Here is a 13,707-nt window from a genome sequence, read left to right as displayed (position 1 = left end):
AATCCTATTCCGGCGCGATGTCGGGTTCGTTGCTCGGCGAGAACGGCGGGTGGGGCGGGTCGTCGCCGTCGGCGGGCGTGGCGTCGTCAGGCGCAAGAGGCTCCTGCTCGGGATAAGGCTTGCCCACGGGGTCCATTTCCTCATCCTCTGGAAGCGATTCTGGCGTTCTTGGCTGGGTCATGGGGTCGCTCCTGGTACGGTGGTGCTCCCAGGGTGGCGCAAGACGGCATGGGATGCTGTAGGCGCGATGCCCTCATTCGAGCCAAATAAAAGACCCGGACTACGCAGCGCCTAGTCCAAGGGCTCGATGACGAAACGGATCGCGGGAATGCCTTCCTGGCCCCCGAGCGGCATCATCTCCGAGAGGGGCCCGGGCTGCGCAATGACTTTGTAGTTAGTCAGCCCCGCTTGCTCCGCATACGCATGGGCCTCTTCCTCGGTCTTGAACCATTCGGTGTGTGGCATGTGCAGCCTCCTTGGATGTTCTCCATAGCATGCAGAAGTGCAGGCGAGGATGCAAGCCCAAGGGCTATCGGCAAGCTTGCCGTTGCGCTGCGCTGGCTGGGCGATGCTGTCACCATGCATTCCCCATTGGGGAATGCACCCGTCCTGCAATAGGTTGACTTACAGCGCTTGCATTGCCGTATCGGCATTGCGTGATTCCGCTGGCACGGCCGGCGATGGCGTGGCTGGAACCTGGTCCGCGGCAGTGCCCTGCGCATTCACCGGCACTTCCAGGTACGGCAGATTCAGTGCCTGGCCCGTCATGGCGCGGATTTCGTTGGTCAGTGCCGCGCTGTCGTTGATCTTGCGGCCGTAGGACGGAACGATGTCCTGGAGCTTTGCCTTCCAGCCAGCGTTCATTTCCTTGGGGAAAGCCTGGGCCAGCAGGTTCAGCATGATGGGGGGCGCGGTCGACGCACCCGGCGAGGCGCCCAGCAGGGCAGCGATGGTCTTGTCCTTGTCCGTCACGATCTCGGTGCCGAACTGCAGGATGGGGCCTTTTTCAGGGTCACGCTTGATGACCTGCACGCGCTGGCCGGCGGTGACCAGTTCCCAGTCCTCGCGCTTGGCGTTGGGATAGTACTTGAGCAGCTCGGCCTGGCGATCGGCGTCGGTCAAGTTGGCCTGCTGCAGCAGATACTTCACCAGGTCCAGGTTTTCTCCGCCAACCTTCAACATTCCCGCCACGTTGTCATGGGTGACCGATGAGTACAGGTCGAACCAGGAGCCTTCCTTCAGAAACTTGGTGCTGAACAGCGCGAAGGGGCCAAACAGCACCACCGGCTTGTCGTCGAGCTTGCGCGCGTCGATATGCGGCACCGACATTGGCGGCGAGCCGGTCTCGGCCATGCCGTAGACCTTGACCTTGTGGCGCTCGGCCACGGCCGGCGCCTTGAGCGCCAGGAACTGGCCGCCGACCGGGAAGCCCGCGTAGTCCCTGGCTTCGGGAATGCCGGACAGCTGCAGCAGCTTGAGCGCGGCGCCGCCAGCGCCGATGAAGACGAAGCGCGACTTGACGGTGCGTTCCTGGCCGCTCTTGAGGTCCTTGACGGTGACGTTCCAGGTCTTGTCGCCGTCCTGGCGCAGCGCGGTGACTTCATGCTGCACCTGCAGCTTGAAGTTGGGGTTGCGCTGCAGGCTACGTGTCAACTCGTTGGTGATCACGCCGAAATTGACGTCGGTGCCCAGCGGCATATAGGTCGCGGCGACCTTCTGGCCGGGATCGCGCCCTTCCATCACCAGCGGTGCCCACTGCTTGATCTGCGCGGGGTCGGTGGTGAACTGCATGCCGTAGAACATAGGATTCTTGACCAGCGCCTCGTGGCGCTTGCGCAGGTACTCGATGCGGTCTTCACCCCAGACGAAGCTCATGTGCGGGGTCGCGTTGATGAAGTCCGACGGCTGCGGCAGGCGGCCTTGCTTGACCTGGTGAGACCAGAACTGCCGCGAGACCTCGAACTGCTCGGCGATACCGATCGCTCGCGTGGTCTCGATGGAGCCGTCCGGCAGCTCTGGCGTGTAGTTCAGCTCGGCGAAGGCCGAGTGCCCGGTGCCGGCGTTGTTCCAGCCGTTGGAGCTTTCCAGGGCCACGCCATCCAGGCGTTCAAACAGTTGCACGTTCAGGTCCGGCTGCAGCTCCTGCAGGTAGGTGGCCAGCGTGATGCTCATGATGCCGCCGCCCACCAGCACCACGTCTACAGGCTGGTCGTTTTCGGCGGCGGGCACCGACCGCTCATAAAGCGGCCAATAGAGGAACAGCACACCCGTAAGTGCAAAAAGGGCCAGCAGGCTCGCGCCCCATATCTTGAATTTCCGCATGAGCATACTCCGTCTCGTTGGCGAATCGGTTTGAATGGAAAGAAAACTGCGCACGGCTCGGCGCCCTCTCCAGAGCACTTTCGATCAATGATCGACAACCTGTTCTGGCTGGCGTGCACAAGCCAGGTCCTGAAAAAGCCCGCCGTCTTCATGCGCTGACCCCGGGGCAAGCACTTGAAGAATGCGGTGCCGGCGGCATTCGCTGGTACGGCCGTCAGGCCGCAGCTTCAGCAGATCACCGAACCGGGACGGGATCCGGACATGCCTGGTGGTCAGCCTTGCGCGTACACCGGACTGCGATACCGGGCGCGCCTGACTCCATTCATTCATCGTGGCTGGCCGCACGCTCTGCGACAACCCGGTCCAATGCCGCATAGGGGGCATGACCGCCTCATGGCTTGAATGTGACCGGTGTCGGTGCGCGCGACTGGCTGGGAGCCGAAGCAGCCCACCGTCGCGGCACGACAGTGTGCCCGGTCATGAAGCGGGCTGTAATCCTACACAGCAAATGTCTTCGATCCATCAAGGTCATGCGTTCTGTCCTTGCGCGGTGCCTGGAGGAAGTGCGGGCGAGGATGCAAGCCCCATGGACCTCGGCAAGCCGGTGCATGCGCATGCCTCCATCGCGCGGACAGAAGTGGTCACCGTGGCCAGATTGCGAGGCAGGGGTGTTTCGCAAGGTGCGCTTGGCTCACCAATATTCTTATGGTGTGCATGTCATATCAGTATTTCCCAGACAGCTGCTTTCTATTCAGAATTGCCTCCATTGAGCAGACCTTGAGCTGCCCACCCTTGGAGACTCAGGCAATCATGGCGTTAGACATCGACTTTCTACGCGGCTGGATAGGCCGTACCGACAGCCTGGCCGACACTGCAACGCTTGCGCCGCTGCGCGCGCTCAGCGCCACGCTGGACCGGCAGGACCCACCCCCGCAGGCCGGCGATGCGCTGCCGCCCCTGTGGCACTGGCTGTATTTCCTGCCCACCGCGCGGCAGTCACAGCACGGCGCCGATGGCCATCCGCTGCGCGGTGGCTTTTTGCCGCCGGTGGAACTGCCGCGGCGCATGTGGGCCGGCAGCCGCGTCGAGTTCCACCAGCCGTTGCGAGCGGGCCAGGAACTGGCGCGCAATTCGCGTATCCTGGACGTGCGCATGAAGCAGGGCCGCACCGGGCCGCTGGTGTTTGTCAACCTGCGGCATGAAATCCGCGCCGGTGGCGTGCTGGCCGTTGCCGAAGAGCAGGACATCGTCTACCGCGACATGCCGTCTGCGCACGAGCCTGCGCCGGCCGGTGCTGCCGCCCTGGCTGATGCCCACTGGTCGCGCCGCCTGGTGCCAGATGCCTTGCTGCTGTTTCGCTATTCGGCGCTGACCTTCAACGGCCACCGCATTCACTACGACCGGCCCTATGTGACCGAGGTCGAAGGCTATGCGGGCCTGGTCGTGCACGGGCCTCTGATTGCCACGCTGCTGCTGGACCTGCTGCGCCGCGAACTGCCGCAGGCCCGGGTCAAGGTGTTCAATTTCCGGGCCATGCGCCCGCTGCTGGACAACGCGCCGTTCATGGTGTGTGGCCGCCAGGATGACTCCCATACCGTGACGCTGTGGGCACAGGACGAGGAAGGCAACCTGGCCATGCAGGCTGCTGCGACCTTGTCTTGAGGTGCTCCAGCAGCCGCAGGGCCAGGAAGACCTGCAATGGCTGGCAGCGCTGCCCGCGCTCGCTGGCGTGATGGTGGCAAAAGTCGAATCGGCAGCCGCGTTGCGTGCGGTGCATGCGCAATTGCCGGCCGCGGCCCTTTTGCCGCTGATCGAAAGCGCAGCCGGTTGGAGCGCATTGTCCGAGATCGCCGCCGTAGGCGGTGTGCTGCGCCTGGTTGTCGGCCATATCGACTTCATGGCCGATACCGGCATGCAGTGCGCGCAAGACGAGGCGGAACTGATGCCGCTGCGCTTTGCGGTGGCCATGGCCACGCGCCTGCAGCGCCTGGCGACCGCGGTGGATGGCGTGACGGTGGCAATCCAGGACGACGAGCGCCTGCGCCAGGACACCCGGCGCGCACTGCGTCTGGGTTTTGGCGCCAAGCTGTGCATACATCCGCGCCAGGTGGACATCGTGCACGAGGTGCTGGCCCCGACCGCGGCCGAGATGGACCGGGCGCGCCGCGTCATTGCGGCCGACGCTGCCTCCCAAGGTGCGGCCGTGCAGGTCGACGGGCGCATGGTGGATTTGCCCGTGGTGCTGCAGGCCCGACGGCTGCTGGCGCGCGGCGAGCGCGTGCATTGCGCTTAGAACGTGAACACGTTCTTGGCCCGGACAAGCGCTTTGTTTCCCGTTCGCCCTGGGCAAGACGGCGTTTTCCACCGCGCCCTCAACCACCATTCTCCCTGAGTCCTGAGCCCGTCGAAGGATCGAAGGGCCGGTCTTTTGAGAGCAGGCCATTCATCGCTGCTGTGTGCCCGGTGAGCGCCCCGCCGTGTGTGGACTGCTGCGCTGAACAAGGCAGCAATACGGATTGCGATGGCGCAGTCCAGGCGGTGCGCGTCTGCCGCGCCCAGGCGCACATTTCGCCTGGCCTGGTGAACGGCCAAAGCGGCAGGCGCGCAGGCAATGCTTGTTAACCCTTGATATGTCCGAGCCGCCACCGCCCCATGTCGTGGTGGCCATTGCGGCCCTGCATGCGCTTTTCCTAGACTGCTCGCAATCGGCGCCGAACTGCAGGCGCTGCTGATTTGGCCGGCGCGACCGGATGCCTTGCGGCTGCATCGCGGCACCTGTCGATTCCCACGCTCGGGCAAGCCGCATCTGTGGCCCGTCGAGGGGATGGATCAAAAGTGATGCTTTTGTCTGGCAGCCGGTGTCCATGCACTGCATAGGGGGCCGGGCACGGCTACCATCGCGCAGGAGACATACGAGACACCAGACCATTGAGCGAGAGTGCATGACTGATTTTTCACTGCCGGCCAACGCCGAGGTGCTCGACACCGACCTGCTGACCGTATTTTGCTGGGTCGCGCAGATGCGCAATTTTTCGCGCGCCGCCGACCGGCTCAACACCTCCCAGCCGGTGATCACGCGCAAGGTGAGTCGCCTGGAGGAGCAACTGGGTGTGCGCCTGTTCCTGCGCTCCAACCGTGGCTGCGAGCTGACACAAGCGGGTGAAATTCTGGCCTCCAAGGCGCCGGGCGTGTTGCTGCAGCTCGCGCAGCTGCGTGAAGAGATCGCGCATTCCGCGCAGGTGATCTCGGGAACGATATCGATTGGCGTCACCCATCTGGCGGGCCTGGTGATGGTGCCGCACCTGCTGCCGGTGGTCGCCTCGCGCTGGCCGAAGTTGCACGTCAACATGGTGGATGCCGACAGCCGCGTGCTGTGCGCGCGGCTGCTCACGCGCGAGCTTTCGCTGGCTGTCTGCTACGACCCGGATCCGGACAGCGAACTGGTCTGTACACCGCTGTTCATGGAAAAGCTGTACCTGGTTGGCGTGCCCAACGAGCAGCTCAGGAGTCTCAAGAGCGCAACCTTGAGCGACCTGGCAAACCTGCCCCTGGTCCTGCCCAGCGGTCAGCAAAGCATCCGGGTCTTGCTGGAGGATGCATTTGCCGAGATCGGCCTGTCGCTGCGCCCGGTCTACGAAGCCACCACCGTCAATCTGCTGCGGGCGATGGCGCTGCAAGGCACGGGCTACACCGTCCTGTCGCTTGGCAGCGTGGTCGACGACGTCGCCGCCGGCCGCTTGATGGCCGTGCCGCTGGCTGAAAAGGGCATGTCGCTGGGCTTGAGCCTGGTCAGCACGCGCGAGCAATTGCGCTTGCGCAACGTGCAGCTCATGCATGACTTTGTCTACGCCGAGATCATGAGCGTCGTGCAGCGCGGGCTGTGGCCAGGCAGGTCGGCGACGGTGGCGGGCTGACTGGCGCTTCAGGCCTGTGCTTCGAGCGCGGCGCGGTGCTCGGGCGCGGCGATGTCGAGCAGCCGCTGGCGGCGCTGCTCGAGTCCCAGTCCGCGCAGATCCGCAATACCGTGCTCGGTGACAAAGATACCGGCATCGCAGCGCGGCGTGCTCACCGGGCCCGACAGCCTGACCACGATACGGCTGCGCGCGCCCGCGGTCGCGGGCAGGGCGATGATGGACGCACCGCCCTGGCTGGCCTGGGCCGCGCGGATGAAGTCAGGCGCGCCACCGACGGCGCCCACGTAGTTGCCGCCCGCCACCTCGGCATTGACCTGCCCGCTCAGGTCGACTTCGATCGCGGAGTTGATGGCGACGAAGCGGTCGATGCGGCGCAGCACGTCGGCTGCGTGCGTGTAGTCGCTGCCGCGCAGCTGCAGGGCCGGGTTGCGGTGGGCGAAACGGTACAGGCGCTGGCTGCCCATCAGCACGCCCGCAATGCCTGTGCCGGCATCGATGGACTTGCGGGCATTGGTGAGCACGCCGCGTTCGAACAGGTCGACCACACCGTCGCCGATCACGCCCGAGTGCAGGCCCAGGTCGCGCCGGTCGCCCAGCAGCGCAAGCACTGCGTCGGGGATGGCGCCCAGGCCCAGCTGCAGCGTGGCGCCATCGTCGATCCATTGCGCCACATTGCGCGCGATGGCAGCGCTTATGGCGCAGGATGGGGCAGGCAGGTTTTCGAGGGGCGGCTCGGCCGCATGGACCAGCAGGTCGAAATCATCGGCCGCCAAGGTGCGCGCGCCGTGCGTCCAGGGCACATCGGGATGGCATTCGGCGATGACGACCCGTGCGCTGTCCAGTGCGGCAATCAGCAGGTCGTTGGCCAGGCCCAGGCTGTAGCGGCCTTGGGCGTCGGGCATGGACACTTGCAGCAGCACCACGTCCACCTTGAGCGAGCCTTGGCGCAGAAGTGCAGGAAGCTGGGAGTAGGAGCAGGGCAGGATGTCGAGCACTCCCGCACCGGCCAGCGCCCGGTTGCCGCCGGCGCCGCAATAGCTCGCAAAGTCGAAGGCATCGGCGTGCTCGGGCTGCAGCGTGCGCGACAAGTCGATGCCAAGCACCAGACGCAGGCGCGCCAATGCATGGCGTTGCGCGACCAGGGCGCGCGTCAATGTGCGCGGCTCGGCATTGGCCTGGCCCCAGAGCACGGTGTCGCCCGGGCGCAGCCAGCGCGCGAAATCGATGGCCGCCACGTCGGTCATGGCTGCACTCATGCGTCGCCCTGGCGCACGATGCCACGCGCGAGCAGGCGACCGAACGCGGCGCTGTCTATGCCCAGCACTTCCGACAGCACCTCGGCCGTGTGGCCGCCGAGTGCCGGCGCGGGGCGCGGCGCGGCGCGTTCTATGCCCGAGAAATCCAGCGGCAGGCCCGCCGCCAGGCTGCGGCCTACGCCGGGCTGGTCGACATGCGCGAACATAGGGTTGTCCGGAGAGCAGGCCGGGTCGGACTGCACCAACTGCTGCACCGTCTGATAGACGCTCCAGCACACACCGCGTTGATTGAAGGTTTGCGCTACCTGCGCCAGGGGCCGCGCCGCCACCCAGGGCGCGACCAGCGCGGCGATCTCGGCGCGCGCCCGAAAGCGGTTGCCTTCCTGGTCCAGGTCCAGTCCCAGGCGCGCAGCCAATGCGCTTACGGCCGATTCAATCGACGTGGCCTGGCACAGCGAGCGCCATTGCTTGCCGGTGAGGCCCACGATCATCACGCGTTCGCCATCGGCGCAGATGAAGTCGCGACCGAAGGCACCATAGAGCTCGTTGCCGGCCCGCGCGCGCGCCACGCCTTGCTCGGCCTCGGCGATGAAGCCCAGGTGCCCGACGATAGACAGCGCCACGTCCTCGAGCGCCAGTTTCACATGCTGGCCCTGACCTGTCGTGCGCCGGTGCCGTTCGGCTGCCAGGATGCCCATGGCGGCCATGTAGCCCGTGCCTATATCCCAGGCGGGCAGCACATGGTTGATCGGCTGCTGCGTGTCCTCGGGGCCGGTGAGCGCAGGCAGGCCCAGCCGCGGATTGACGGTGTAGTCCACTGCCGACCCGCCATGCCTGTCCCCCGACAGCGTGAGCTGGATCAGGTCAGGGCGGCGTGCGCTGAGGTCTTCATACGACAGGAATCCGCGCGGCGGGAAATTGGTCAGCAGCATGCCCGCGTCCTCGCCAGGCGCGCAGATCAGCGCCATGGCGAGCTCGCGGCCTTCGGGCTGGGTGAAATCGATGACCACCGAGCGCTTGGACTTGTTGAGCCCGACCCAGAAGAGGCTGGTGTCGTTCGCGGTCACCGGCCAGCGCCGGTAGTCGAGGCCGCCACCGGGCGGGTCGATGCGGATCACGTCGGCACCGAACTGGGCAAGCGTCATGCCGCACAGCGGTGCGGCCACGAAGGCCGAGGCCTCGACGATGCGCAGGCCCTTGAGCACGTGAAGCGGGGCATCAAGCATTTGCAGCCTCCAACGCCTGTTCCAGCAGGCTGCGGGCGACAACCTTGAGGGCCAGTGTTTCCTCGGCCCCCTCGAAGATGGACAGCACGCGGGCATCCACGAAGTAGCGGCTCACGGCGGTTTCCTCGGCGTAGCCCATGCCGCCATGGATTTGCAGCGCTTCGCGCGTGACGGCCTCGGCCGACCGGCACGCGAACAGCTTGACGAGGCTTGCCTCCATGCGGCCCTGGCCGGCCTCGAGCATGTCGCCCACCGCATAGGTGAGGCGGCGGCAGGCAGCCAGGCGGGCAGCCATGCGGGCCAGCTTGACCTGGGTCAGCGTGTAGTCGCCCAACGGCGCGCCAAACACTTTGCGGTCGCCCGCGTAGCTGACGGCGGCGCGCAGCGCCGCACGCATCACGCCGCAGGCGCGTGCCGAGGTCTGCATGCGGCCGCCGACCATGCCGGCCATGGTGAAGTAAAAGCCCTTGCCAATGCCGCCTGCCTCGCCGATCAGATGGTCGTCGGCGACGAACACCTCCTCGAACGACAGATCGAACGAGTGCATGCCGCGGTAGCCAATGGTCGCAATGGCCTTGCCCGAAAGTCGTCCGCCGCCCGGCTGCACGTGGGTGAACTCGTGGCCGTCGAAGGAGGGTTTCTCGACCAGCATCAGGCTCAGCCCGCGGTGGCCCAGCGTGCGGTCGGGATCGGTGCGTGCCACCACCATCAGCAGGCCGGCTTTGCCCGCGAAGGTGCACCAGGTCTTGGCGCCGTTGAGCAGCCAGCCGCCTTCGGTGCGCGTGGCCTTGAGCGACAGCGAGGCCACGTCCGAGCCGAAGTCGGGCTCGGTGATGGCGATGGCGCACAGCGGCTCGCCTGCGGCGATTTTCGGCAGCCAGTGCGACTTCTGCGCGGCCGTGCCGCCGGCCAGCAGCGCGCGGGCGAGAATCTCGGGCCGCGTGATCAGGCTGCCTGCCGCGGCCAGGGACGCCTCGGACAGCGCTTCGGTCACGGCGATCATGACCAGCGCGTTCTCCTTGCCGTCGGGCGCGGTGCCGCCAAAGGACTCGGGAATCGACAGCCCGAACACGCCCATCTCGCGCATGGACTGCAGCAGCGGCTCGGGCACGGTGAGGTCGTGGCGATGGATTTTCTCCGCCATGGGTGCCACGGTGTCGGCCGCAAAGCGCTGGAAGGCGCTTTGGGCCATCGCCGCGTCTTCGTCGAGCGCCACGGCGCCAATGTCGGCGTCGCAGCCCGCGACTTCACGGCCGATCTGCGCCACTACCGCATGGCTTGCGGCCTGCCTGCGCCAGCGTGCGAGCTCCGGGCCCGTGGTCACGGCATGGAGGGGGCCAGGATCGAGTTCTGCATCGCTGAACACGGTCTCGAGACGGGCCAGCACGGCCGTGATCGCATCGGCTGCGAACAGGCGGGCCAGGGCGGGCTCGAGCCCTTCGAGCGCTGCGGTCTTGGCGACTGCGTTCTCCGCTGCCAGCAATTCCGCCGCCGCCAGCGCCAGTTCGTAGCACAGCGGCTGGTACAGGTCGAGGCGCTTGGCATCCAGCGTGCCGTCGACCGCACACAGCGCGGCCACGCCGTGCATGCCGGTCTCCAGAAGCGCGCGGATCTGGATCAGTAGTTCGTTCATGCTGCCCCCAGAATCAATGCACTCTTGTGCCCGCCACCGCCGCCGCTGGTGACCAGACTGTGGCGCACCTTGGGTACCTGCAGGACGGCGTCGCCGCGCGCCTGGCGCACGGCCTCGATGACCAGGTTGAGGCCATGCAGGTAGGCCTCGGAGTGCATGCCACCGGCCGTGTTGACGGGCAGCCGGCCGCCCTGGCGCAGCGCGCCTGAATCGATCATGTCCGCGGCGCTGCCTTCCTCGCACAGGCCGTAGTCTTCGAGGGCCATGGGAATCAGGCCGCTGAAGGCGTCGTAGAGCTGGGCCACGTCGATGTCGGCCGGCGTCAGGCCCGCCTGGGCGTAAACCGCCTTGGCCACCTCGCGTGAATTGATGGTTGGATAGTCCGCAAGCGGCATGTTGTGCGAGCCCATGGGGCCAAGCGACCAACGTTCACCGCTGGCCTGCGCCGCGCCCAGGATGGGCACTGCCGCGCAGTTCATCTTGTCGGCCAGCTCGCGCGTGGTCACGATCACGGCGCAGGCACCGTCGGTCTCCAGACAGCAGTCGTACAGCCGGAAGGGGTCGGCAATCATGCGCGAAGCGAAGTATTCGTCCTTCGACAGCGGCTTGCCGCGCATCACGGCGCGTGGATTGGACTGGGCATTGGCACGCGAGTTGGTGGCGATCTCCGCCAGGTGCCCGGGGCCCGTGCCGCGCTCGTGCATGAAGCGGCGATAGGTCAGCGCAGTCATCATTCCGGGCGACATCAGCGCATAGGGGCCTACATAGGAGCCCCACAGCGGGCGGTCGCGGAACTGGCCGTAGCGCTGCTGGCCATCGCCCTGGCAGATCGAGCGGTAGGCGACGGCAAAGCGCGACTGGCCGGTCGCGACCGCCATGGCTGCCAGCATCACCGAGCCGGAGCAGCCGCCGCCGCCAGCGCCCCAGACGATGGAGGAAAAGCGCTGAGCGGGGGCCGCGAGCGCCGTCTGCACCACCGCCGGTTCGTTCTTCTCGAAGCCAAATGAACTGAAGCCATCGAGTTCACGGGCGTCCAGGCCGGCGTCATTCGCGGCGTTGTGAATCGCGTCCAGGCACAGCGTGAGTTCGGGCGTGTCGCTGTGTCCTCCGCGCTTGCGGTATTCGCTTTCGCCGACGCCGACGATCACGGGCTGGAGATGGCGCGGCCAATGGGGCATGGGAAAAGTCATACGCCCTCCTGGGGGGATGAGGTATCCGCTGCGCGGCGGCGAAAGCGCGGCAGCAGCGAGCCATCGCTGGCGGGTTCAAAGCAGACGGTGACCGGCAGGCCTATCGCCAGCAGCGGCGGCTCGGCGTCGACCACGTTGGACACGAGGCGCACGTCGTCGGCATCGTCGAGGAGCACGACAGAAACGTTGTACGGCGCCTGCCCCTTGAGCGACGGGTGCACGGCGTAGTGGCCTATCGTGTAGGTGTACACCGTGCCGTGGCCCGAGACCGGCTTCCAGCTGAGATTGGACGAACCGCATTTCTGGCAGACGGGCAGCGGGGGGTGGAAGAACTGGTGGCAGCTCTCGCAATGCCGGATCACCAGCTGCTGCTGCTGGCAGGCCTGCCAGAACGGGGCGTCGTCAAGGGTGGGGTGGGGTGAGGGCAAGCCCTCGGGGAGGTAGCTCATGGGAATTCCTGGTGGCCTAGTCGATCTTGAGGTTGATGCTCTTTGCCACCGCACCCCATTTCTGCTGCTCGCTTTGGATGAACTGGGCAAATTGCGCAGAGGTGCCGTTTCTCACAGGGTTCAGGCCCTGGGCCTGAAGCTGCTCGATCACCTGGGGCCTGGCGAGCACCTTGGCGATCTCGGTTTGCAGCCTGGTGGTTACTTCGGGCGGTGTTCCCCTGGGCACGAGCACGCCGGTCCAGTCCTGGAACTCGAAACCCTTGACGGTTTCCCCAACCGTAGGAATGTCCGGGAAATGCGGATCGCGCACTGCGCCGCTGAGCGCCAGGGCGCGCATTTTTCCGCCCTTGACCAGGGGCATTCCCAGCGAGAAATTGCCGAACGTGAAGGTCACCAGCCCGCCGATGACGTCCGTGATCCCCGGGCCCATGCCCTTGTACGGAATGTGGCGCATGGAGACACCACTGAGCTTGGCCAGCGACTCACCGGTCAGATGCGCGCCGTTGCCGTTGCCGCCCGAAGCAAAAGTCAGCTGACCGGGCCTGGCCTTCGCGTCCGCGATCAGGTCAGCGACGTTCTTGTAGGGGGAGTCGTGCGCGACCAGCAGTACCAGAGGTGAGTTGTACAACTGGACGACAGGTACGAAGTCCGTGTTCGCGTTGTACGGCAGCGAGGTATAGACGTTGGGGTTGATGGCCAGTCCGCCGACGTGGCCAATGACCACGGTGTATCCATCGGGCGGTGCTTTGGCCCCAGCGCTCAGGCCGATGCCGCCGCCCGCACCTATCTTGGTGTCGATGACGAAGGGCTGGCCCAGGTTGTCCTGCAATGCCTGTGCAACGATGCGTGCGGCAACGTCGGGGTTGGAGCCGGGACTGTAGGGCACGATCACCTTCACTGCCTTGCCGGGATAGGCCTGCGCATATGCGGGTGCGGTCTGAGCGCCCGCAGCGACCATGGCCAATGCCAGCAACACGGTGCGCCGGGTGGAATGATGGAGGGTCATTTTGTCTCCTATAAATTTTGTGTATGGCTGCACTGAAGTGAGGCGCGATTAGCGGCGCCAGGACCCGTGGGGCACTTCCACGCCGCGCTCGGCTGCGGCCAGCGCGGCTTTCATGTCTTCCTTCGGCAAAGCAATGCAATAGCCCGGCATGGCGCGTTCGAAGCGCCAGCCTTCGGCGAGAGGGCCAGCGTCGACCACATCGAAGCCGAATGCGTCTATCAGTTCGGTGGCAATGCGCTTGGCTTCGGCGTCGTCGCCCGCGATCGGCAGCGCCCGGCGCTGGGGCGTTCCTGCCGGGCGTGCGTCGGTGGCCAGATCGTCCTGCAGGATGGCGTTGAAGGCTTTGACGAGCTTTGCGCCCGGGAGATGCGCGGCCAGCATTTCACTGGTGGTCGTGGCGTGGGAGTCCAGCGCCTCGATACGGCCATCCCGCGCCGGGTAATAGTTGTTGGCGTCAAGAACGATCTTGCCCACCAGGGGTTCGGCCGGGATCTCGGTGTAGGCGGCAAGCGGAATGGCGACGATCACCAGATCGCCAAACGTGGCCGCCTGCGTCGCGGTGCCGACCTGGCAGCCTATCGCCACCGCGGTGCTGCCCAGTGTCCTGGGCGCACGCGAATTGCTGATCATCACTTCATGGCCGTTGGCCACAGCCAGTGTTGCGAGTGCGCGGCCGATGAAACCTGCGCCGATGATGCCTATTTTCATGAT

The 13,707-nt window shown here is 66.0% G+C and carries 13 protein-coding genes; 3 read left to right on the top strand and 10 right to left on the bottom strand.

Annotation, left to right across the window (positions count from 1 at the left end):
- Positions 1–4: 4 nt before the first annotated feature.
- The 3 genes from GVL12_RS16985 to mqo form a co-directional block, all read right to left on the bottom strand.
- Positions 5–181: a hypothetical protein gene (locus tag GVL12_RS16985; RefSeq protein WP_159916160.1), complete on the bottom strand. Its 177-nt coding sequence runs from the start codon at positions 179–181 to the stop codon at positions 5–7.
- Positions 182–291: 110 nt separating this feature from the next.
- A complete protein-coding gene (locus GVL12_RS16980; protein WP_159916158.1) occupies positions 292–465 on the bottom strand; it encodes a hypothetical protein in 174 nt (57 codons plus the stop codon).
- 159 nt (positions 466–624) lie between these two features.
- The gene (gene mqo, locus GVL12_RS16975) at positions 625–2,322 is read right to left on the bottom strand and encodes a malate dehydrogenase (quinone) (protein ID WP_159916156.1); all 1,698 of its coding nucleotides are present in this window, start codon (positions 2,320–2,322) and stop codon (positions 625–627) included.
- Between the two features lie 810 nt (positions 2,323–3,132).
- Between mqo and GVL12_RS16970 the strand changes: the two genes are divergently transcribed.
- From GVL12_RS16970 to GVL12_RS16960, 3 genes are all read left to right on the top strand, one after another.
- The gene (locus GVL12_RS16970) at positions 3,133–3,984 is read left to right on the top strand and encodes a MaoC family dehydratase N-terminal domain-containing protein (RefSeq protein WP_159916154.1); all 852 of its coding nucleotides are present in this window, start codon (positions 3,133–3,135) and stop codon (positions 3,982–3,984) included.
- A gap of 1 nt (position 3,985) precedes the next feature.
- Positions 3,986–4,615 carry a CoA ester lyase gene (locus tag GVL12_RS16965; RefSeq protein ID WP_159916152.1) on the top strand — a complete coding sequence of 210 codons (630 nt, stop codon included), beginning with the start codon at positions 3,986–3,988 and terminating at the stop codon, positions 4,613–4,615.
- Between the two features lie 649 nt (positions 4,616–5,264).
- Positions 5,265–6,236 carry a LysR family transcriptional regulator gene (locus GVL12_RS16960; protein ID WP_159916150.1) on the top strand — a complete coding sequence of 324 codons (972 nt, stop codon included), beginning with the start codon at positions 5,265–5,267 and terminating at the stop codon, positions 6,234–6,236.
- Between the two features lie 8 nt (positions 6,237–6,244).
- On the opposite strand, the gene GVL12_RS16955 is transcribed toward GVL12_RS16960, so the two are convergent.
- The 7 genes from GVL12_RS16955 to GVL12_RS16925 are packed head-to-tail and all read right to left on the bottom strand — an operon-like array spanning position 6,245 to position 13,704.
- Complete coding sequence (locus GVL12_RS16955; protein ID WP_159916148.1) at positions 6,245–7,480, bottom strand: acetyl-CoA hydrolase/transferase family protein; 1,236 nt, start codon at positions 7,478–7,480, stop codon at positions 6,245–6,247.
- Between the two features lie 8 nt (positions 7,481–7,488).
- Positions 7,489–8,718, bottom strand: a complete 1,230-nt coding sequence (locus GVL12_RS16950) for a CoA transferase (protein ID WP_159916146.1) — start codon at positions 8,716–8,718, stop codon at positions 7,489–7,491.
- Positions 8,711–10,351, bottom strand: a complete 1,641-nt coding sequence (locus GVL12_RS16945) for an acyl-CoA dehydrogenase family protein (RefSeq protein WP_159916144.1) — start codon at positions 10,349–10,351, stop codon at positions 8,711–8,713. Before GVL12_RS16945 ends, GVL12_RS16950 begins: the two co-directional genes overlap by 8 nt.
- Positions 10,348–11,541, bottom strand: coding sequence for a hypothetical protein (locus GVL12_RS16940; protein WP_159916142.1), 1,194 nt, complete (start codon positions 11,539–11,541; stop codon positions 10,348–10,350). Before GVL12_RS16940 ends, GVL12_RS16945 begins: the two co-directional genes overlap by 4 nt.
- Positions 11,538–11,990, bottom strand: a complete 453-nt coding sequence (locus GVL12_RS16935) for a Zn-ribbon domain-containing OB-fold protein (protein ID WP_159916140.1) — start codon at positions 11,988–11,990, stop codon at positions 11,538–11,540. Before GVL12_RS16935 ends, GVL12_RS16940 begins: the two co-directional genes overlap by 4 nt.
- 16 nt (positions 11,991–12,006) lie before the next feature.
- Complete coding sequence (locus GVL12_RS16930) at positions 12,007–12,996, bottom strand: tripartite tricarboxylate transporter substrate binding protein (RefSeq protein WP_159916138.1); 990 nt, start codon at positions 12,994–12,996, stop codon at positions 12,007–12,009.
- 48 nt (positions 12,997–13,044) lie between these two features.
- Positions 13,045–13,704 (bottom strand): NADPH-dependent F420 reductase, encoded by a 660-nt coding sequence (locus GVL12_RS16925; RefSeq protein WP_159916136.1) that lies wholly within the window; start codon positions 13,702–13,704, stop codon positions 13,045–13,047.
- Between the last annotated feature and the right edge of the window lie 3 nt (positions 13,705–13,707).

Source organism: Pantoea sp. 18069, assembly GCF_902706035.1.
GTDB lineage: Bacteria > Pseudomonadota > Gammaproteobacteria > Burkholderiales > Burkholderiaceae_C > Comamonas.
Note: the sequence above shows the minus strand (reverse complement) of the source record. Positions and strands in the feature narration are given on the sequence as shown.

Coding starts and splice junctions, on each gene's coding strand:
- GVL12_RS16925 (WP_159916136.1), bottom strand. CDS start 13,704: ATGAAAATAGGCATCATCGGCGCAGGTTTCATCGGCCGCGCACTCGCA.
- GVL12_RS16945 (WP_159916144.1), bottom strand. CDS start 10,351: ATGAACGAACTACTGATCCAGATCCGCGCGCTTCTGGAGACCGGCATG.
- GVL12_RS16935 (WP_159916140.1), bottom strand. CDS start 11,990: ATGAGCTACCTCCCCGAGGGCTTGCCCTCACCCCACCCCACCCTTGAC.
- GVL12_RS16950 (WP_159916146.1), bottom strand. CDS start 8,718: ATGCTTGATGCCCCGCTTCACGTGCTCAAGGGCCTGCGCATCGTCGAG.
- GVL12_RS16940 (WP_159916142.1), bottom strand. CDS start 11,541: ATGACTTTTCCCATGCCCCATTGGCCGCGCCATCTCCAGCCCGTGATC.
- GVL12_RS16980 (WP_159916158.1), bottom strand. CDS start 465: ATGCCACACACCGAATGGTTCAAGACCGAGGAAGAGGCCCATGCGTAT.
- GVL12_RS16970 (WP_159916154.1), top strand. CDS start 3,133: ATGGCGTTAGACATCGACTTTCTACGCGGCTGGATAGGCCGTACCGAC.
- GVL12_RS16930 (WP_159916138.1), bottom strand. CDS start 12,996: ATGACCCTCCATCATTCCACCCGGCGCACCGTGTTGCTGGCATTGGCC.
- GVL12_RS16985 (WP_159916160.1), bottom strand. CDS start 181: ATGACCCAGCCAAGAACGCCAGAATCGCTTCCAGAGGATGAGGAAATG.
- GVL12_RS16960 (WP_159916150.1), top strand. CDS start 5,265: ATGACTGATTTTTCACTGCCGGCCAACGCCGAGGTGCTCGACACCGAC.
- GVL12_RS16955 (WP_159916148.1), bottom strand. CDS start 7,480: ATGACCGACGTGGCGGCCATCGATTTCGCGCGCTGGCTGCGCCCGGGC.
- mqo (WP_159916156.1), bottom strand. CDS start 2,322: ATGCGGAAATTCAAGATATGGGGCGCGAGCCTGCTGGCCCTTTTTGCA.